The sequence below is a fragment of the Bradyrhizobium sp. AZCC 1721 genome (genome assembly GCF_036924715.1).
Lineage (GTDB): Bacteria > Pseudomonadota > Alphaproteobacteria > Rhizobiales > Xanthobacteraceae > Bradyrhizobium.
Genome location: NZ_JAZHSB010000001.1, coordinates 6573870 through 6593295, shown reverse-complemented (window position 1 = coordinate 6593295; position 19426 = coordinate 6573870). Strand labels below are relative to the sequence as shown.

Genomic DNA, 19426 nt, shown 5'->3' with positions numbered 1-19426 from the left:
GATATTTCATCCCATGTTCGTCAACCGGCGCGACGTGCAGATCCAGTGGGGCGATTGCGACCCCGCCAACATCGTTTACTATCCGCGTTATTTCGCGATGTTCGACGATTCCACCTCGATCATGTTCGAAGCCGCCGGCTTTTCGAAACAGGATCTCATCCGCAAATATGGCCTCGTCGGCATTCCCATGGTCGACACGAGGGCCAAATTTCATATCCCGTCCACCCATGGCGACTGGATCCGGATCGAAAGCCGGATCGAGAGTTTCAAGCGCTCCAGCTTCGAGGTGGTCCACAACGTGTTCAAGGGCGAGGCATTGGCGATCGAGGCGTTCGAAACCCGCGTGCTGGTCGGCAAGCATCCGGACGATCCCGCGAAGCTGAAATCGGCGCCGATGCCGCCGGAGATCATCGAGCGTTTCATGCGGGGCTGACTTACTATCCGGCATGACCTAAAGAAGGGGCTGAATTAAGGGCCCGGTTTTGCTTAAGACTGCAGATAATAATCCAAGGGAGGAATGAATGAAGAAGGCTTTTCTGTCCGCGGCGGCCGTCATCGCGGCCCTCGCCCTGCCGGGGGCGCCGGTCATTGCACAGACCAATGAAATCACGATCGGCATCACCGTCACCACGACCGGGCCCGCGGCGGCGCTGGGCATTCCCGAACGCAACTCGCTCGATTTCGTGCCGAAGGAAATCGGCGGCGTGCCGATCAAGATCATCGTGCTCGATGACGGCGGCGATCCGACCACGGCGACCACCAATGCACGGCGCTTCGTCACCGAATCGAAGGCCGACATCATCATGGGCTCCTCGACGACACCTCCGACGGTTGCGGTTTCCACGGTAGCGAACGAGGCGGGGATTCCGCATTTCGGCCTGGCGCCGCTCCCGATCAACGAGGCGCGCATGAAGTGGTCGGTCGCGATGCCGCAGCCGATCCCGATCATGGGCAAGGTGCTGTACGAGCACATGAAGGCGCACGGCATCAAGACCGTGGGCTACATCGGCTACTCCGATTCCTACGGTGATCTCTGGGTCAACGACTTCAAGACCCAGGCCGTGCCCATGGGCCTGACCATGGCGACCGAAGAGCGCTTTGCCCGTCCGGATACGTCGGTCGCCGGCCAGGTGCTGAAGCTGGTCGCCGCCAATCCCGACGCCGTTCTCATCGGCGCTTCCGGCACCGCAGCGGCGCTGCCGCAGACCACGCTGCGCGAGCGCGGCTACAAGGGCCTGATCTACCAGACCCACGGCGCCGCCAGCATGGACTTCATCCGCATCGCGGGTCCTGCGGCGGAAGGCGTGATCATGGCTTCCGGTCCGGTGATGTCGCCGGAGTCCCAGCCCGACAGCGCGCTGACCAAGAAGCCGGGTCTCGCGCTCAACACCGCCTACGAAGCCAAGTATGGTGCCAACAGCCGCAGCCAGTTCGCCGGCCATTCCTACGACGCCTTTGAGGTGCTCAAGCGCGTGATACCGGTGGCGCTGAAGAAGGCCAAGCCGGGCACGCCGGAATTCCGCGAGGCGATCCGTCTGGCGCTGATCTCGGAGAAGGAAATCGCGGCAAGCCAGGGCGTCTACAACTTCACCGAAAAGGATCGCTACGGCCTCGACGACCGCTCGCGCATCATCCTGACCGTGAAGGACGGCAAGTACGTCCCGGCGAAGTGAGATCGTGACCCTCATAGATGAGGTCTGACAGGCTAGATGGGCTGCGCGGAAGCGCGCCCATCTAGTCCCTAAATCCCGCTTACGCCCTCGTGCTGGAAGCCGAGATAGCTCGCCGCGACGCGCTGGTTGCTGGCGATATCCTTGGCCGATCCGGACAGGATGAATTCGCCGAGTTCCATGACGTAGGCGCGGTCGGCGATTTTAAGCGCCGCTTGCGCATTCTGTTCGACCAGCAGCACCGAGACGCCGGCCGCCCGCAACTCACCGATGGTGCGGAAGATGTCGGCCACGATGATCGGCGCGAGACCAAGGCTCGGTTCGTCGAGCATCAACAGTTTTGGCGCGCCCATCAGGGCGCGACCCATCGCCAGCATCTGCTGCTCGCCGCCGGAGAGCGTGCCGGCCAATTGCTTGCGCCGCTCCTTGAGCCGCGGAAACAGCGTGTAGACCCGCTCGAACGACCTTGCCGCGGTTGCCTTCGGAATCCGGAAGGCACCGAGCTGCAGATTGTCCTCGACGTTCATGGTGCCGAACAATTCGCGGTGCTCCGGCACGAGACAGAGGCCCGCTGCGACGCGATCTTCGATGTCGAGCGGGGTCATGTCGGTGCTGGCGAAGGCGGTGGCGCCCTTGAGCGGCAGCACGCCCATGATGGCATTCAGCAGCGTGGTCTTGCCGGCGCCGTTGGCGCCGATGATGGTGACGATCTCATCGTCGGCGACCTCGAGCGAAACCGAGCGCACGGCTTCGACCTTGCCGTAGGAAACGTGAGCGTCGGAGACCGATAACAGCGCACTCATGCGGTAGCTCCGAGATAGGCCTTGATCACATCGGGATTGGTCTTGATCGCATCCGGCGTGCCCTCGGCGATCTTGGTGCCGAAATCCAGCACCACGACGCGGTCGGCGAGATCCATCACAAAACCCATGTCGTGCTCGACCAGCAGCACTGACATGCCGCCGTCGCGCAGTTGACGGAGCAGGGCAGCGAGCCGCTGCTTTTCCATATGGCGCAGTCCCGCGGCCGGCTCGTCGAGCAGCAGCAGCAATGGATCGACGCACAGCGCGCGTGCAATCTCGACAATGCGCTGCTGGCCGAGCGACAGGCTTCCCGCCAACTGGTCGATCTGGTCGCCCAAGCCGACGCGCTCGATCTGGCGGGCGGCTTCCGCCAGCAATTTCGCCTCGTCGGCCCGGTCGAGCCGGAGCATGCTGGAGATCGCTCCCGCAGACCCCCGCAAATGCGCACCGATCGCGACGTTCTCCAGCACGGTCATGTCAGGGACCAGCTTGACATGCTGGAAGGTGCGCGCGACGCCGAGTTTTACAACCTCCTGCGGCGGAGCGTTGTCGACCTTGTTGCCGAGCACCGAGATGGTGCCGCCGGTGGTCGTCAGCACGCCCGTGATCAAGTTGAAGGTCGTGCTCTTGCCGGCGCCGTTGGGGCCGATCAGGGCAACGATCTCGCGGGCCTGGACGTCGAAGGAGACGTCGTTAACGGCAATCACGCCGCCGAACTGCTTGCGCGCCTTCTCGATCTGCAGCAGGACGGCGGACGAAGCCTGTGCGCGCACGGGCGTGGCAAGCGGAAGCGACGCATCGGGCATCCTGCGGCCCGGTTGGATCGGCAGTCGCGACATCAGCCAGGGCCAGACGCCGGTCGGCGCGAGCTGCAGCAGAACGACCAGCAGGATGCCGAACACGATGGTCTCGAGCTGGCTCTGGCCGCCGAAGATATAGGGCAGATAGCTTTGCAGGATCTCCTTGAGGATCACGACGATGCCGGCGCCGAGCACCGCGCCCCAGACATAGCCGGCGCCGCCGACCACGGCGATGAACAGATATTCGATGCCGGCCTGCGCGCCGAACGGCGTCGGATTGGCGGCGCGCTGGAAATGCGCATAGAGCCAGCCGGACAAGCCCGCGAGCACCGCCGCATAGATGAATACCAGAAGCTTGGCGCGCGGCGTCTGCACGCCGAACGCTTCGCCGGCGATATGCCCGCGCCGCAGCGCGCGGATCGCGCGGCCGGTGCGGGAGTCCAGGAGGTTGATGGTGAGGAGCGCCGAGACCAGCACCGCGATCCAGATCGCGAAATAGATCGTGCCGGGATCGAGCATCCGGAAATTGCCGATCGAGAGCGGCGGGATGCCGGAGATGCCGTCATTGCGGCCGAGGAATTCCAGCTTGCTGAACAGGTAAAACAGGCCGATGCCCCAGGCGATGGTGCCGAGCGGCAGATAATGGCCGGACAGCCGTACCGTGACGATGCCTAGCAGGACCGCGGCGATGCCGCTGACCACCAGCGAGAGAGGCAGCGTCAGCCATGGCGAGACACCATAGGCCGTGGCCAATACCGCCGTGGTGTAGGCGCCGAAACCGCAGAAGGCGGCTTGGCCGAAAGAGGTGAGGCCGCCGACGCCGGTCAAGAGCACGAGGCCCATCGCCACCAGTGCGGCGAGGCCGATATTGTTGAGCAGCACGATCCAGAATGGCGGGATGCCCGGAATAAACGGGATCGCTGCCATCACGAGCGCGAAGATGATGAGAGGGGTGCGCTGGTTCATCGCCGTCAATCCTTCTCTTCCTCGACCGCGGGCGCCGCAAGCGAACGCAGCACCAGCACGGGAAGGATCAGCGTAAAGACGATGACCTCCTTGAAATTGCTGGCGTAGAACGATGAGAATGCCTCGACGCTGCCGACCAGCAAGGCTGCGACGGCCGTAAGCGGATAGCTGACGAGTCCGCCGATGATCGCGGCAATAAAACCTTTCAGGCCGATCAGGAAGCCGGTGTCGTAATAGAGCGTGGTGATCGGCACGATCAGGATCCCGGAAATCGCGCCGATCAGGGATGCCAGCAGGAAAGCAATCTGCCCCGATAGTGTGGTGCGGATGCCGACGAGGCGGGCGCCGAGGCGGTTGACGGCGGTAGCGCGCAACGCCTTGCCCATCAGCGTGAAGCCGAAGAACAGCCAGAGCGCGGCGATGAAGGCGACGGTTAGACCGTACACCGCAAGGCTCTGGCCGGTGAAGCGCAGTGGGCCGATCGTCAGCGCGGCATTCGACAGCGCCGGCCCGCGCAGGCCCTCGGCACCGAAGAACACGAGGCCCAGGCCCTGCAGCGCCAGATGACAGCCGACGGAGGCGATGAGCAGCACCAGCACCGAGGTATGGGCGATCGGTTGAAACGCGATGCGGTAGAGGAACAGCCCGATCGCCGCGACGATCAAAAGCGACAGCGCGATGTTGACCGCAATCGGGGTCTTGGGACCGGCAAGGCCGTAGGTCAGGGCCAGGATCGCGGCGGGGAGAGCGATGTTGAGGGCAAAGGCGCGCGCGACCCGCTTGGGCCGTAGCGATCGCCGCGCCTCAAACAGGTCGAGGCCGAAGGCGACCACGCCCATGGCCATCGCCAGCTTTGCGGTGCCCGGCACCTGACCGGTTGCCAGCATGGCGTAGCTCAGCGCGCCGAAGGTCACGAATTCGCCCTGCGGAATCAGGATGACGCGGGTGACGGCAAACACCAGCACCAGCGCAAGCCCGAGCAGCGCATAGATCGCGCCATTGGTGATGCCGTCCTGCAGCAGGAACAGCATGATCGTCGTATTCAAGACTGGCGCTCCCCCTAAAAGCGTCGCCGGTCCTGACCTCGCACGGTCCGCCGGCCGTCCCACATCTCGGCAGTTGAAAGGTGCCGATATTTGATATATCCAATAACAATTATCAAATATAACATCAAGGCCCGGTCACCCGGCCGAGCCTTTTTCGGGGGCGAGCCTCACGCCATGACAGTTTCCAAGGCAGCGACCGATGTCGTCAAGTCGTCGCGCGGCAACGGCAAGGAAATCGCCGATGGCGCCGCGGAGAATGCCGGGCTGCAACTGGGCGAGCTGGCCGACCTGCTCGGCTATTCGCTCAAGCGCGCGCAGCTCAAGGTATTCGAGGACTTCCTGCGCTGCGTCGCGCCGCTGCAACTGACGCCGGCGCAATTCTCGGTGCTATTGTTGCTCGATCGCAATCCCGGGCGCAACCAGACTGAAATCGCCAACACGCTCGGCATCCTCAGGCCGAATTTCGTCTCGATGCTGGATGCGCTGGAGAGCCGCGGCCTCTGCGCCCGGATGCGCTCGACCAACGACCGTCGCTCGCACATCCTGGTTCTGACGGACAAGGGAAGGGCGGTGCTGGCGCGCGCCAAAAAGCTCGTTGCCAGCAAGCACGAGGCGCGTCTCAACGAGTTGCTGGGTCCCGCCAACCGCGTCGCGCTGCTCGAAATGCTGTCGAAGATCGCGGCGGAGTTTTGAGGGACTAACACCGTCATTTCGGATTCGCGCTTCGCGCGCTCCGGAATGACGAACCGTGCAATCACGCCGCGACGATGCGGCCTTGAGCCCCTCGCGGCCCCCGCCCCGACAGAAACTGCCGCTCGATCTCGGCGGCGGGAAGCGGCTTGCTGAACAGGAAGCCTTGCATTTCCGTGCATCCCTCGGATGCGATGCTGTGGAGTTGCTCCGCGGTTTCGACACCCTCGGCGGTCGCCGTCATGCCCATTCCATTGGCGAGCGCGGCAACCGCGCGCACGATGTTTAGCGAGCTCGAATTCTCGGTGATGTTCTTGACGAACGAGCGGTCGATCTTGATCTTGTCGAACGGAAAGCTTTGCAAATAAGTCAGCGACGAATATCCGGTGCCGAAATCGTCCATGGCGATCCGGATTCCGAGCGCGCGCAACTGATGCAGCAGCGCGAGCGTCGCTTCCTTGTTGTGGAGCAACACGCTCTCGGTGATTTCGATCTCCAGCCGCGTCGGCGCGAGACCGGAGGCGGCGAGCGCGCCGACGATCACCTGCATCAGGCCGGGACTGCGAAACTGGATCGCTGAAATATTGACGGCGACGTGAAGGTTGTCGGGCCATAGCGCGGCGGTGGCACAAGCCTGCCTGATGACCCACTCGCCCATCGGCACGATGAAGCCGATCTCTTCGGCCAGCGGGATGAAGGCCGCCGGCGAGATCATTCCCTTGGTTGGATGATTCCAGCGTATCAGCGCCTCGAAGCCGCTGATTTCCTTGCTCGCCAAGTTGACGACCGGCTGGTAATGCAACTCGAACTCGCCCGCCGGCAGCGCCTTGCGCAGATCCTGCTCCAGGATGCGGCGGGTCTGCATCTGCAGGTCCATCGCAGGCTCGAAGAAGCGGAACGTGCTGCGGCCGTCGCTCTTGGCGCGGTAGAGTGCGAGATCGGCATTGCGCAGCAATTTGTCGGGGTTCGATCCGTCGCCGGGACCGACCGAAATGCCGATGCTGACGCCGATCACGGCCTGCTGGCCGTCGATTTCATAGGGCTCGCTCAACGCATCGATGACGCCCTGCGCCAGCGAAGTGGCATCGGCGGGGTCCGAGATCGTGGCCTGCACGATGACGAACTCATCGCCGCCCATCCGCGCGATCGTGTCGGAATCGCCAACGAGCCGGCGCAACCGTTCGGCGACGCTCCTGAGCAATTTGTCGCCGCAGGGGTGGCCGAACGTATCGTTCACGGCCTTGAACTGATCGAGATCGAGGTGATGGACGGCCACCATTTCCCCGTCCGAAACCCTGCCCAGCGCATGTTCGAGCCGATCGTTCAACAACACCCGATTGGCAAGATCGGTCAGCGCATCGTGATGCGCCATGTATTCGATCTTGACCTCGGACTGGCGCTGCTCGGTGATGTCCTCATGCGTCGCGACCCAGCCGCCGCCGGGCATCGGGCGGTGGCGGATCTTGAAGGTACGCCCGTTCTTCAGTTCGACGATGCTGTCTTTCGCTTCATTGGAAACCGCCACGTTGGTGCGCCATTGCAGATATTCGTCGCGCGTCATGGCGGGGAAGCTGCCGGCTTCGAAGCGCAGGTCGACGATCTCGACCAGCGACATGCCGGGGCTGACGCGCTCGGGCGCAATGTCGTACATCTCCACGAAGCGATCGTTGCAGACGATCAGGCGATGGTCGGAATCGAAGAAGCAAAGCCCCTGCGACATGTTGTTGATTGCGGTGTCGAACTGGAAGTTCCTGACGCGCAGGGCTTCTTCCTGCTCCTTGCCGAGCTCGTATTGTTTCTTCAGCCGGGCATTGAGCGCTTCGCGCTCGGTGATGTCCTCGTGGGTCGCCATCCCGCCGCCGTCCGGCATCGGGTAGACGGTGTAGGCGACGATCCTGCCGTCGGTGAACTCCTGCACCGTGGTGTCGAGTGCGATGTCGCGACCGACGCGCTCACGGATATAATCATCGACCGCGACCTGCACCTTCAGCCCGAGTTTCAGCCGGTGCCGGATCAGTTCCTGGGTCGGTGTTCCCGGCTTCACCTGTTCAGGCGAGAGCCCGTACATCTCCCTGTAGCGGCGGTTGCAGAAAACGACCTCGCGCTTCTCGTCGAATACGACGATTCCGAGCGACATATGGTTGATCGCGTCCTCGAGGCGCGCACTCAAATGCGCTGACTGCGGCGCGGTTGTCGGGATGTGATCCGTCATCGAGCGTTCCCCAGCCGCCACTGGCGGCTCTCCTCCTCCAGGAGAACGGCCATTAGATGCCAGGCTGGTGAATCGCACCTTCGAGATAGGCAAACCGCGCGCGGGTTCTTCGCAAACTGCTCAACAAAGCGTTAATGCCGCTAAGGTACGTGCGAGGTTCCGGGACTGCCCGGAGATCTACGCTGGGTCCACCAAGATCACCCGGACGTCATTGACGTTGGTGAGGGTCGGGCCGATCAGCAGGAGATCGCCGGTGGCCGAAAAGAACGCGGTCGCATCATTGTTGGCAAGATAGGCCGCAGGATCGAGGCCGAGCGACTTCATCTTCGCGAACGTCGCCTGATCGATCAAGGCGCCGGCCGGGTCGGTCGCGCTACCGGCGCCACCGTCGGCCCCGTCGGTGTCTGCGGCCAGTGCCACAATGCCGGACGTATCCTTCAGAAGATCCGCCAGCGCCAGCGCATATTCCTGGTTGGGACCGCCGCGGCCATTGCCACGCACGGTCACCGTGAGCTCGCCGCCCGACAGGATCGCGGTTCGTTTGCCCTCGCTCTGTGCTTTCAGCGCCAGTCGCGCATGATCGGCCGCCACCTCGCGCGCCTCGCCTTCGAGATCCGCGCCGAGGCCGACAACCTCATACCCTGCGTCCTTCGCGACCTTGATCGCCGCGTCGAGAGAAGCCTTCGGTTTTGCGATCATCTCGAATTGCGCGCGGGCAAAGGCGGGATCGCCGGGCTTGCAGCTCTCGTTCCTGGGATCGTCGAGCGCGCGCCTGACGGCATCGTCGACTGTGAGATTATACTTTGCGACCAGGGCGCGGGCGTCGGCCAGCGTGGAGGAATCGGGTACCGTCGGTCCCGATGCAATCGCGGACGGATCGTCGTGCGGTACGTCGGAGATCGCAAGCGTCACGATCTCGGCGGCGCGCTGCCCGGCGCGGGCCAGCCGGCCGCCCTTGATCCGCGACAGATGCTTGCGCACGACGTTCATCTCGCCGATCGGAGCGCCCGACCGCAGCAGCGCGCGGTTTACCTGCTGCTTCTGTGCGAACGAAACGCCATCTGCGGGTGCGATCCAGTTTGCCGAGCCGCCGCCGGACAACAGCACCAGCAAAAGGTCATCCGCAGTCGCCTCCGCGGCGAGACGCAGCGTCTCGTCGGCGGCCTTCAGCCCGGCTTCGTCGGGCACGGGATGGCCGGCTTCGACAACCCTGATGCGCCGCGTTGGCACGCCGTGGCCGTGGCGCGTGGTGGCAAGGCCGGTCAGCCGCGACGGATCGAGGCCGAGTGCATCGAGGTAGTGCCGTTCGGCCGCGGCCGCCATCGCTGCAGCGCCCTTGCCTGCGGCGAGGCAGATCACCTTGCCCTTGGGCGCGGGACGCAGATGCGCCGAGAGCACGACGTCGGGATGCGCGGCCGCAACGGCCGCATCAAAGATCGCACGCAAGAGGGAACGTCGGTCGGTCATGGTCTGCACGGGGCTGTTACGGGGCGGGAGGTCTGGTTATCCCTCCAATCGCTACAAAAGAAAACCCCCGCGGACGGGCCGCGGGGGCGTTGCTGGCTAACAATCGGTCGATAGCATTTTGCGATTAGCCGCCGACCTCGGCATCAATCACTTCGCCGAAGCGCTCCCAGGTCTCGCCTTTGAACTTCTGAAGCTGGACCGCCGAAATGGGGGCAAAGTCGGTAGCGCTGGTGTTGACCCGAATACCCGGCAGCAAGCTGCCGATCTCGAGGTTCTTGATGCTGGCTGCTTGCTTCATGACGTTCTCGCGGGTGAGATTGTCGCCGCTGGCTTTGAGCACATGTACGAGGCCCTGCGCGACCGTGTAGCCGTACATCACAAAGCTATCGATCCTGTTGGCCTCGGGGTAGTATTTGGCGAGAAATTCGTCGAAAGCTTTCATGCCGGGGTCGTTCTTCCACTCCGGATCGGAAGTATCCTTAAGGTAATTGGACGAGATGATATCCTGCGCGTTCTCGAAGCCGGCCGGTTTCATCACGCTGCCGATCGAGGCCGAGACGTTGTTGAGAAAGTGCAGCGGCTTCCAGCCGATCTCGGCGTTCTTCTTGATCGCCTGCGCCGCGAATTTCGGCGTGGTGATGTTGATGAACACGTCGGCGCCACTCGCCTTCAGCTTCACGATGTGGGAGTCGATCGTCGGTGCGGAAACTTCGTAGCTTTCCTCCAGCACGATCATCGATGCGCCCTTGGCGCCGAGCCCGTCCTTGAAGCCCTTCAGATAGTCCTTACCGTAATCGTCGTTTTGGTAGAGAATCCCGATCTTGGCGTCCGGCTTGTTCTTCAGGATGTACTTGGCATAAATCTGCGTTTCGCTCTGGTAGTTCGGCTGCCAGCCCATCGTCCATGGGAAACTCTTCGGATCGTTCCATTTGGTGGCCCCGGTGGCGACGAATAGTTGCGGCACCTTCTTGCTGTTCAGGTACTTCTGGATCGCCGTGTTCGGTGGGGTGCCCAGCGGATTGAAGACCAGCAGCACTTCATCGCTTTCGACCAGCTTGCGCGCCTGCTCCACCGTTTTCGGCGGAGAGTAGGCGTCGTCATAACTGATGAAGTTGATCTTGCGCCCGTTGATGCCGCCTTCCGCGTTGATCTTCCTGAAATAGGCTTCCTCGGTCTTGGCAATCACGCCATAGGCCGAAGCCGGTCCGCTGTAGGGCATGATATTGCCGATCTTGATCTCGGTGTCGCTCGCGCCGGGATCATATTTCTTCTGCGCGAGAACGCCGCTCGATGATGCAGCGAGCAATCCAAACGCGGTCGAAGCAACCGCAAGTTTTTTCATTGTGGACATTTCTGTCTCTCCCTTTTCATTTCTTAATGTAACAGCCGTGCCGCTTAACGAGGCTCTTTTGACAGCGTCGTGATTAGCATCTTGCCGGAAGCCTCACAAACAAAAATCCCCTGCGGCAAAAGCCGCGGGGGCTGCATCTTCAGCAGAGCTCGCAGCGGCGCTCAGCCGCCGACGTCTCCCGAGAGAATCTCGCCAAAGCGTTCCCAAGTGTCGCCCTTGAACCTTATCAGTTGCACTTGCGAGATTGGAGCAAAGTCGGTCGCCGACGTGTTGACCTTGATGCCCGGCAGCAGGCCTCCGAGCTCGAGGTTCTTGATGCTCGCGGCCTGCTTCATGACGTTCTCGCGTGTGAGATTGTCGCCGCTGGACCTCAACACATGCTCGAGGGTTTGTGCCACCGTGTAACCATACATCACGAATGCGTCTACACGATTAGCCTCAGGGTAATACTTGTCCAGGAATTCAGTCCAGGCCTTCATGCCCGCATCGTTCTTCCACTCCGCATCTGCCGGATCCTTGAGGTACTGCGAGGAGATGATGCCCTGCGAATTCTCAAAGCCGGCCGGCTTCATGACGCTGCCGATCGAGGCGGAGACGCTATTGAGGATGTGCAGCGGCTTCCAGCCGATTTCGTTCATCTTCTTGATCGCCTGGGCGGCGAACTTCGGCGTGGTGACGTTGAAGAATACGTCGGCATTCAGCGACTTCAGCTTGACGATGTTGGAGTCGATGGTCGGCTGCGTTACCTCGTAGCTCTCCTCGATGATGATCATCGATGTGGCCTTGGCGCCGAGGCCGTCCTTGAAGCCTTTTAAGTAGTCTTTGCCGTAGTCGTCGTTCTGGTAGAGAACGGCGATCTTGCCGTCCGGCTTCTCCTTGAGGACGTGTTGCGCGTACACGCGCCCCTCGCTCTGGTAATTGGGCTGCCAGCCCATCGTCCACGGAAATTCCTTCGGATCATTCCACTTGGTGGCGCCGGTGGCCACGAACAGTTGCGGTACCTTCTTGGTGTTCAGGTATTTCTGGATCGCCGTGTTCGGCGGCGTGCCCAGCGGATTGAACACGAGCAGCACTTCGTCGCTCTCGACCAGCTTGCGCGCCTGCTCCACCGTCTTCGGCGGAGAGTAGGCGTCGTCATAGCTGATGAAGTTGACCTTGCGGCCGTTGATGCCGCCCTCGGCGTTGATCTTCCTGAAATAGGCCTCTTCGGTTTTTCCGATCACGCCGTAAGCGGAAGCTGGTCCGCTGTAGGGCATGATGTTGCCGATTTTGATTTCGGTGTCGGTGGCGCCGGTGTCGTATTTCTTTTGTGCAAATGCGCCGCTGCTGGTCGCGGCAAGCAATGCGAGGGCGGCCGCAAAGGCTCCCAGTCGCAAGTTGATGGCGGACATTTTTTGATCTCCCTGGGATCGGTGACTGTGTCATTGTTTTTGATTGGAGCGCTTGGCGGCTCTTGGGCTTCATTGAATACCTTTCGGCTGCGTCCAGCAACAAAAAGCCCCCCGCGACGGCGTCGCGGAGAGCGATATTTAGTCGGACGCTCCGGGAAACTACCGCCCGGCGGAATATTGGTTAACGGCCGAGTTCGCCGCTGATGATGTCGCCGAACAGATCCCGTGGCGTGAAGTTAGTTCTTCAATTTACCGAGCATCTGCTGCGCGACAATTGCGACCTGCCTTGCGCCATGCGGCACGAGGAAGATGACAATAAACAAGAGCACGCCGAACACCGCGCCGGAGAGGCCCTTGGAGATGCTCTCCGCGATATTCGGCACGAAGATGATAAAGGCGGAGCCGACGATCGATCCCGGCAGCCAGCCGACGCCGCCGACGACCATGCCGAGGAATAGCTGGATCGCGAGCACGATGGTGAAGCTATCCGGCGCCACGAACTGCACGGCGATGGCCCCGAGGCCGCCGGCCACGCCGGTGATGGCGGCGGAGACGCCGAACGCCAGCGTCTTGTACAGCGCGACGTTGATGCCCATGGCGGAAGCCGCGATCTCGTTGTCGCGGATCGCCATGAAGGCGCGACCCGAGCGCGACCGCAGCAGGTTGACCGAGGCGACGTAGATCCCGATCGTGATCACCAGCGTGAAGTAATATAGCCACTTGTCCTGTCCTATCGGCAGTCCGAACGGCGCATCGGGTTTGGTCACGACCAGTCCCTGCACGCCGCCGGTCCAATGCTCGAAAAATCCAAGCTTGAGCAACTGCGGCATGGCGGTGGCGAGCGCAAACGTCGCCAGTGCGAGATAGACGCCGGAAAGCCGCAGCGCCGGCTGCCCGAACAGGAAGCCGAAGGCGAAGCATATCAGCGCCGCGATGGGCAGCGTCAGCGCATAGTTCATGCCGGCGTATTCCATCAGGATCGCCGAGGTGTAGGCGCCGATGGCGTAAAACGCGCTTTGACCGAGCGAGAACTGGCCGCTTCCGCCGGTCAGGATGTTCAACGCCAGCACAGCGAGCCCTAAATACAGCAACTGGGTCAACTGAAAGACGATGAAATTCTTGACGAACAGCGGCGCGAGCACGAGCGCGGCGAGTACCACGAGCGAGGTCCCCAGGCCGAGCGTCATGGCTCGCTTTGGAACGGCCTCGACGGCCGGGGCTTCTGCGACGACTTCTTCAGCAGCGCTCATGATCAAACTCGCTTCACGATGGGCCGGCCCAACAGCCCAGCCGGTTTGAAGACCAATACGGTGATGATCAGCGCAAGCGCGATCGGCAGTTTCAGCTCGTTACCGACGCCGGGAATGTAGGTCCCGGCGAGATTTTCAAAGATGCCGACCAGGAACCCGCCGACGACAGCACCGAGCGGTGAGGTCAAGCCGCCGAGCACGGCCGCGGCGAAGCCATAGAGCAGCACGCCTAACATCATGTTCGGCTCCAGGAACACGACGGGTGCGATCAGGATGCCGGCGATCGCTCCAATCGCGGAAGCCATGCCCCAGCCCAACGCAATCATCCAGGACGTGTTGATGCCGACCAGGCGAGCCGATTCAGGCAGCGCGGCGGCCGCCCGCATCGCAAGCCCGATCCGCGTGAACTGGAAGAAGAGATAAAGGGCGATCAGCAACAAAACGGTCACCCCGATCATGCCGGCCTGGTGGGTCGAGATGAGCTGGCTGCCGAGGAATGGTGATGATCCGAATGGCGTCGGATATTGCTTGATGGTAAAATCCCAGATCAGGCCGGCGAACGAGTTGATGATTCCATATAGCGCGATGAAGCCCGCGACGTTGGTGAGGATCGGCGCCTTGGCGAGCGGCTTGAACAGCAACCGCTCGATGATGATGCCGCCGGCGAAGGAGATCACCAGCGTGAGCAGGAACGCCCACCAGTAGGGTATGCCCCACTGCATGAGTTGCCAGGAAATGAACGTCGAGAACATCGCCATTTCGCCCTGAGCGAAATTCAGATGGTCGATCGCCTGGTAGATCATCACGACCGCGAGCGCCATACAGGCATAGATCGCGCCCGTGGCGATGCCGGCCAGGACTTGGTTGGTAAATAGCTCCATGGCCGCGCTCCTCAGTAGCCGAGATAAGATTTACGGACGTCTTCGTTGGTCGCGATGTCCTTGGCGTTGCCCGACATCACAATCCGTCCGGTTTCGATCACGTACGCCTGGTCGGCGAGTTCCAGCGCCAATTGCGCGTTCTGCTCGACCACCAGGATCGTGACCTTGTCTTCGCGGTTGATCTTGCCGAGAATCTTGAACAGGTCGCGCACGATCAAGGGGGCGAGACCGAACGACGGCTCGTCCAACAGCATCAGCCGCGGACGCAGCATCAGCGCGCGCGCGACCGCGAGCATTTGCTGCTCGCCGCCGGATAGCGTTCCGGCCTGCTGGGTATGCCGTTCCTTCAGCACCGGGAAGTGGTCGTACATGCGCTCGATATCGGAGACGATGTTCTTCCTGTCGTTGCGGGTGATGGCCCCAAGCTGCAGGTTTTCCTCCACCGTCATGGTGGTGAAGGTGCCGCGGCCCTGAGGTACATGGGCGATGCCGAGGCGAACGACGTTTTCGGTCGATTGGCCGGAGAGCGGCTTGCCCTCGAACTCGATCGCTCCGGTCGAGCGCACCATGTTGCAGATCGCGCGCAAGGTGGTGGTCTTGCCGGCACCGTTGGCCCCTAGCAGGGTAGTCAGCGAGCCCTCGTTGAGGGCGAAGGAGAGGCCGTGAAGTGCCTGGACCTGGCCGTAATAGGCGCGGAGGTCCTTGACGTTGAGCATCGAGGTCATTGGTCCTTGCTCCCCAGATAGGCTTTAATGACATCCGGGTCGGCCTGGACCTGGGCCGGCGTTCCCTCGGCGAGCTTGCGGCCGAAGTTGAGAGCGACGACGTGGTCGGCGATCGACATCACCAGGCCCATGTGATGTTCGACCAGCAGCACGGTCATGTGGCGCTCGTCGCGGATGCGACGGATCAAATCGCCGAGCACATACACTTCCTCGTGGTTGAGGCCGCCGGCGGGTTCGTCAAGCAGCAGGATCTTCGGATCGGCGGCCAGCGCGCGCGCCAGCTCGACCCGCTTCTGCGTGCCGAACGGCAAGCCCGAGACCACGGTATGGGCGACGTCATTGAGATCCAGGTAGTCCAGAATCTCGTGAACCTTCCTGTTGACCTCGGCCTCGCCGCGGCGAACCCAGGCGAGCTTCAGCGAGTCCGAGATGATGTCGCTGGAGGTGCGGGCGTGGGTGCCGACGCGAACGTTGTCGAGCACCGAGAGATTGGGAAACAGCGCGACGTTCTGGAAGGTGCGCCCGATGCCGATCTCGGCGATCCGGTGCGGCGGGCGCGTCAGGATGCTCGCGCCTTCCATCAGGATGTCGCCGGAAGACGGCTGATAGAGTCTGGAGAGGCAATTGAACAGCGTCGTCTTGCCGGCGCCGTTTGGCCCGATCAGCCCGAGGATGTTTCCCTTGTGCATGTCAAAGGACACACCGTTGAGCGCGATGATGCCGCCGAACACGACGCTGACGTCGCGGACCGCGAGCAGGGGAGCATTGCCCTGCGCGAGCTGTGCCTGCGTCATCGCGTCCCGCCCGCCCTGATCACGGAGCGGGAATGACCGCGCAAATGTTTTTGCCGGTCATGGTGAAGGCTATCTGATCCCCTCGGCCAAACGTGCAACTCTTCCTCCTGCTTTCGACTTCTTGTTCTCTGATTTTTTTGATTGTGGTGCTGCGCCGCCCAGCGCTGCTTCGATGTTCCTTACCATCGTGACAAGGCGAGGTCCAATGTCGTTGATCAAACGGTCTTCCGTGAAACGGAAAGCAGGCGCGCCGCAATTGAAGGCATACGGTCCGGTTCCGTCACTGAGCTTCAGCGGCACACCTACGGCGTGCACATCGTCCTGCCATTCGCCGGCAGAGATAGTAAATCCGTGACGCGCGAGCATTTCGCCCGCGCGCTCGATGCCGTCACGCATTTTGGGCCAGCGATTGCCGTAGTGGTCGCGCAGTTCGCGCAACAAGGAGGCACGCTCGTCGTCGGGCAGGGCCCAGAGATAGGCCCGTCCCATCGCGGTGGTCGCGATCGGAACGCGTGAGCCGACGTCAAGCTGCACGCCGAGCAGCCCGGTGCGGCTCTGGCCGAAATAGATCATGCTGTGACGGTCGCGTCCGCCGACGGCTACGGCACCGCCGGTCTCGCGCATCAGCGCTTCGCGATAAGGCTCGGACAAATGCCGAACGCCGAGATTGGCAAGGGCGGCATACCCCAGCGCCATGGCTGATGGCGCGAGCTGATACTTTTCGAAGCGCGGAACGGGTGTAAGATAACCGAGTTTGGTCAGGGTGTAAGTCAGCCGGGAAATGGTTGGCTTCGGCAATTTGGTACGGGCGGCGAGTTCTTGATTGCCAAGAAGCCCGTCATTGGGTTGGAATGCGCGCAACACATCCAGTCCGCGGGAGAGTGCGACGACGAAGCTGCGATCGGTCGCCGCTTTTTTCCCTGGACGTTTCATTACCCGCTACTGCTGCTGATGAGCTCGTTGACAAGGGACGTGCTTCAAAATAACCCTCCCTGTCAAGATGTGGAATTAAATTTCGCAGTGCGAAATTGGTGAAATGGCCGTAGCTACTCAACGCAAGTTGGGCGGCATCCAAGAACAAACGATCCAGGGAGAGTCCCGTGAGCGAAGTGGTAAAACTCGAGCGTCATGACGTCATCGCCATCGTCACGGTCAACAGTCCTCCCGTCAACGCGCTGAGTGCCGCGGTGCGCGGCGGCATCTTCGAATGCATGAAGAGCGCGATCGCGGATTCGGAAGTGAAGGCGATCGTGCTGACCTGCGCCGGCCGCACCTTCATCGCCGGCGCCGACATCACCGAATTTGGCAAGCCGCCGAAGCCGCCGGGCCTCGCCGAGGTGCTTGATCTCATGGAGAAGTCGCCGAAGCCGATCATTGCTGCCATTCACGGCACGGCGCTCGGCGGCGGTCTCGAAGTCGCGCTGGCATGCCACTATCGCGTCGCCACCAAGGACGCTCGCCTCGGCCTGCCCGAGGTGAAGCTCGGCCTGTTGCCGGGCGCCGGCGGCACCCAGCGCCTGCCGCGCGCGGTCGGGCCCGAGCTGGCGGTCAAGATGATCGTCAGCGGGGACCCGATCAGCGCGGCGGAGGCGCTCAAGAACGGCCTGATCGAGGAGATCGTCGAGGAGCCGGCGTCAGGTGGCGAATCCTTTGCGCTGAAGGTGCTGGCGGAGAAGCGCCCGCTGCGCAAGCTGCGCGACGATGACTCAAAGCTCGCTGCCGCCAAGGCCGACATCTCGATCTTTACCAACGCAGTCGCCGCATTGACCAAGAAGGCGCGCGGGCTGGAAGCGCCGTTCGCCGCGGCCGATGCGGTGCGCGCCGCGATCGAGCTGCCGTTCGATGAAGGGTTGAAGAAGGAGCGTGAAGGTTTCCTCAAGCTGGTCTCCAGCGACCAGTCCAAGGCCCAGCGTTACGCCTTCTTCGCCGAGCGCGAAGCCGCCAAGATCGCCGGCGTGCCTGATGGCACCAAGCCGCGCCCGGTCGAACGCGTCGCCATCATCGGCGCCGGCACCATGGGCGGCGGGATCGCGATGTCCTTTGCCAATGCCGGTATTCCGGTGACGCTGATCGAGACTGGGGAAGAGCAGCTCAAGCGCGGCATGGGCGTGATGCAGAAGAATTATGAGGCGACCGCCGCGCGCGGTGGCATCCCAGCGGATGCGCCGGCCAAGCGCATGGGCTTGATCGATGGCAAGGTCGGTCTCGAGCACGTCAAGGATGCTGACCTTGTGATCGAAGCCGTGTTCGAGACCATGGCGGTCAAGAAGGAGGTGTTCGAGGCGCTCGATAAATACGCCAAGCCCGGCGCGGTGCTCGCTTCCAACACCTCCTATCTCAACATCGACGAGATCGCGAAAGTGACGAAACGTCCGCAGGACGTGCTCGGCATGCATTTCTTTTCGCCCGCCAACGTGATGAAGCTGTGTGAGATCGTCCGTGCCGACAAGACCGCGCCGGATGCGCTGACGACTGCAGTGTCGATTGCGCGCAAGATCGCAAAGGTGCCGGCCGTGGTCGGCGTCTGCGACGGCTTTGTCGGTAACCGCATGCTGGCCCAGCGCGGCAAGCAGTCGGAGAAGCTGTTGTTCGAAGGCGCGTTGCCGCAGCAGGTCGACGCCGTGGTGACGAAGTTCGGCATGCCGATGGGCCCGTTCGCGATGAGCGATCTCGCCGGCCTCGATATCGGCTGGCGTTCGCGAAAAGACCGCGGCATCAAGTCGGAAATCGCCGACGCGCTGTGCGAGGCCGGCCGCTTCGGCCAGAAGACCGGCAAGGGCTATTACAAGTATGAAGGCGGCTCGCGCGCGCCGCTGCCCGATCCGGACGTCGAGAAGCTGATCGACGAGACGCTGCAGCGTCTCGGCCGCAAGAAGCGCGTCGTCAGCGATGACGAGATCCTCGAGCGCATGATGTACCCGATGATCAACGAGGGTGCGCGCATTCTGGAGGAAGGCATCGCGGCGCGGCCGAGCGACATCGACGTGATCTGGCTCTATGGCTATGGCTGGCCGATCTATCGCGGCGGCCCGATGTTCTATGCCGACCAGGTCGGGCTGAAGCATATTGCCGACCGGCTGTCGTACTATGCCAAGGAGACCAACGATCCGTCGCTCGAGCCGGCTCCGCTGCTCAAGCGTCTTGCCGCGGAAGGCAAGACGTTTGCGTCGCTGGCCCAGCAGTCGAAAGCGGCTTGAGTTGATGAAGCGCATGTGGTCCGTCACGCTCCTCAACGCGTCGTCCCTGCGAACGCAGGGACCCATACGCCGGGGACCCGCGATTTGGCACTCGGGTAGAGACCTTTCTTCAAGACCGACGTCGGGGGTTATGGGTCCCTGCGTTCGCAGGGACGACGTGCGGAGAGATGGTGCCGCGCCTCG

General features: G+C 62.4%; 16 protein-coding genes. 4 read left to right on the top strand and 12 right to left on the bottom strand.

Features of this window, described 5'->3' with window-relative positions; all coding sequences use genetic code 11:
* Positions 1-13: 13 nt before the first annotated feature.
* Both V1273_RS31480 and V1273_RS31475 read left to right on the top strand, forming a co-directional pair.
* Positions 14-433: an acyl-CoA thioesterase gene (locus V1273_RS31480; protein ID WP_065747528.1), complete on the top strand. Its 420-nt coding sequence runs from the start codon at positions 14-16 to the stop codon at positions 431-433.
* An 88-nt stretch (positions 434-521) separates the two neighbouring features.
* Positions 522-1673, top strand: coding sequence for an ABC transporter substrate-binding protein (locus V1273_RS31475; protein WP_334365252.1), 1152 nt, complete (start codon positions 522-524; stop codon positions 1671-1673).
* A 68-nt stretch (positions 1674-1741) separates the two neighbouring features.
* On the opposite strand, the gene V1273_RS31470 is transcribed toward V1273_RS31475, so the two are convergent.
* The 3 genes from V1273_RS31470 to V1273_RS31460 are packed head-to-tail and all read right to left on the bottom strand — an operon-like array spanning position 1742 to position 5285.
* On the bottom strand, positions 1742-2473 hold the full coding sequence (locus V1273_RS31470) for an ABC transporter ATP-binding protein (RefSeq protein WP_334411869.1): 732 nt from the start codon (positions 2471-2473) through the stop codon (positions 1742-1744).
* On the bottom strand, positions 2470-4239 hold the full coding sequence (locus V1273_RS31465) for a branched-chain amino acid ABC transporter ATP-binding protein/permease (RefSeq protein ID WP_334411868.1): 1770 nt from the start codon (positions 4237-4239) through the stop codon (positions 2470-2472). The genes V1273_RS31470 and V1273_RS31465 overlap by 4 nt, the downstream gene beginning before the upstream one ends.
* A 5-nt stretch (positions 4240-4244) precedes the next feature.
* Positions 4245-5285 (bottom strand): branched-chain amino acid ABC transporter permease, encoded by a 1041-nt coding sequence (locus tag V1273_RS31460; RefSeq protein WP_334380052.1) that lies wholly within the window; start codon positions 5283-5285, stop codon positions 4245-4247.
* A gap of 174 nt (positions 5286-5459) precedes the next feature.
* Between V1273_RS31460 and V1273_RS31455 the strand changes: the two genes are divergently transcribed.
* Positions 5460-5978, top strand: coding sequence for a MarR family winged helix-turn-helix transcriptional regulator (locus V1273_RS31455; protein ID WP_334365247.1), 519 nt, complete (start codon positions 5460-5462; stop codon positions 5976-5978).
* A gap of 61 nt (positions 5979-6039) precedes the next feature.
* On the opposite strand, the gene V1273_RS31450 is transcribed toward V1273_RS31455, so the two are convergent.
* From V1273_RS31450 to V1273_RS31410, 9 genes are all read right to left on the bottom strand, one after another.
* Positions 6040-8187 carry an EAL domain-containing protein gene (locus V1273_RS31450; protein ID WP_334411867.1) on the bottom strand — a complete coding sequence of 716 codons (2148 nt, stop codon included), beginning with the start codon at positions 8185-8187 and terminating at the stop codon, positions 6040-6042.
* 177 nt (positions 8188-8364) lie between these two features.
* On the bottom strand, positions 8365-9654 hold the full coding sequence (locus V1273_RS31445; protein ID WP_334411866.1) for a glycerate kinase type-2 family protein: 1290 nt from the start codon (positions 9652-9654) through the stop codon (positions 8365-8367).
* A gap of 124 nt (positions 9655-9778) precedes the next feature.
* Positions 9779-11005, bottom strand: coding sequence for an ABC transporter substrate-binding protein (locus V1273_RS31440; protein ID WP_334365245.1), 1227 nt, complete (start codon positions 11003-11005; stop codon positions 9779-9781).
* Between the two features lie 161 nt (positions 11006-11166).
* The gene (locus V1273_RS31435; protein ID WP_334365244.1) at positions 11167-12396 is read right to left on the bottom strand and encodes an ABC transporter substrate-binding protein; all 1230 of its coding nucleotides are present in this window, start codon (positions 12394-12396) and stop codon (positions 11167-11169) included.
* Positions 12397-12632: 236 nt separating this feature from the next.
* Positions 12633-13646 carry a branched-chain amino acid ABC transporter permease gene (locus tag V1273_RS31430; RefSeq protein WP_334365243.1) on the bottom strand — a complete coding sequence of 338 codons (1014 nt, stop codon included), beginning with the start codon at positions 13644-13646 and terminating at the stop codon, positions 12633-12635.
* 2 nt (positions 13647-13648) lie between these two features.
* Positions 13649-14527: a branched-chain amino acid ABC transporter permease gene (locus V1273_RS31425; protein WP_334365242.1), complete on the bottom strand. Its 879-nt coding sequence runs from the start codon at positions 14525-14527 to the stop codon at positions 13649-13651.
* A gap of 11 nt (positions 14528-14538) precedes the next feature.
* Entirely contained in the window at positions 14539-15252 is a 714-nt protein-coding gene (locus tag V1273_RS31420; RefSeq protein WP_334365240.1) for an ABC transporter ATP-binding protein, read from the bottom strand.
* A complete protein-coding gene (locus V1273_RS31415) occupies positions 15249-16046 on the bottom strand; it encodes an ABC transporter ATP-binding protein (protein ID WP_334411865.1) in 798 nt (265 codons plus the stop codon). Before V1273_RS31415 ends, V1273_RS31420 begins: the two co-directional genes overlap by 4 nt.
* A 69-nt stretch (positions 16047-16115) precedes the next feature.
* Positions 16116-16979, bottom strand: a complete 864-nt coding sequence (locus V1273_RS31410) for an IclR family transcriptional regulator (protein WP_334365238.1) — start codon at positions 16977-16979, stop codon at positions 16116-16118.
* Positions 16980-17146: 167 nt separating this feature from the next.
* On the opposite strand from V1273_RS31410, the gene V1273_RS31405 reads away from it, so the two are divergent.
* Positions 17147-19243 carry a 3-hydroxyacyl-CoA dehydrogenase NAD-binding domain-containing protein gene (locus V1273_RS31405; protein WP_334365237.1) on the top strand — a complete coding sequence of 699 codons (2097 nt, stop codon included), beginning with the start codon at positions 17147-17149 and terminating at the stop codon, positions 19241-19243.
* The last annotated feature ends 183 nt before the right edge of the window (positions 19244-19426 follow it).

Excerpts from the sequence above, each read along its gene's own strand:
- V1273_RS31465 (WP_334411868.1), bottom strand. The coding sequence starts at position 4,239 with ATGAACCAGCGCACCCCTCTCATCATCTTCGCGCTCGTGATGGCAGCG.
- V1273_RS31435 (WP_334365244.1), bottom strand. The coding sequence starts at position 12,396 with ATGTCCGCCATCAACTTGCGACTGGGAGCCTTTGCGGCCGCCCTCGCA.
- V1273_RS31470 (WP_334411869.1), bottom strand. The coding sequence starts at position 2,473 with ATGAGTGCGCTGTTATCGGTCTCCGACGCTCACGTTTCCTACGGCAAG.
- V1273_RS31440 (WP_334365245.1), bottom strand. The coding sequence starts at position 11,005 with ATGTCCACAATGAAAAAACTTGCGGTTGCTTCGACCGCGTTTGGATTG.
- V1273_RS31455 (WP_334365247.1), top strand. The coding sequence starts at position 5,460 with ATGACAGTTTCCAAGGCAGCGACCGATGTCGTCAAGTCGTCGCGCGGC.
- V1273_RS31430 (WP_334365243.1), bottom strand. The coding sequence starts at position 13,646 with ATGAGCGCTGCTGAAGAAGTCGTCGCAGAAGCCCCGGCCGTCGAGGCC.
- V1273_RS31480 (WP_065747528.1), top strand. The coding sequence starts at position 14 with ATGTTCGTCAACCGGCGCGACGTGCAGATCCAGTGGGGCGATTGCGAC.
- V1273_RS31415 (WP_334411865.1), bottom strand. The coding sequence starts at position 16,046 with ATGACGCAGGCACAGCTCGCGCAGGGCAATGCTCCCCTGCTCGCGGTC.
- V1273_RS31475 (WP_334365252.1), top strand. The coding sequence starts at position 522 with ATGAAGAAGGCTTTTCTGTCCGCGGCGGCCGTCATCGCGGCCCTCGCC.
- V1273_RS31425 (WP_334365242.1), bottom strand. The coding sequence starts at position 14,527 with ATGGAGCTATTTACCAACCAAGTCCTGGCCGGCATCGCCACGGGCGCG.
- V1273_RS31450 (WP_334411867.1), bottom strand. The coding sequence starts at position 8,187 with ATGACGGATCACATCCCGACAACCGCGCCGCAGTCAGCGCATTTGAGT.
- V1273_RS31445 (WP_334411866.1), bottom strand. The coding sequence starts at position 9,654 with ATGACCGACCGACGTTCCCTCTTGCGTGCGATCTTTGATGCGGCCGTT.
- V1273_RS31410 (WP_334365238.1), bottom strand. The coding sequence starts at position 16,979 with ATGAAACGTCCAGGGAAAAAAGCGGCGACCGATCGCAGCTTCGTCGTC.
- V1273_RS31420 (WP_334365240.1), bottom strand. The coding sequence starts at position 15,252 with ATGACCTCGATGCTCAACGTCAAGGACCTCCGCGCCTATTACGGCCAG.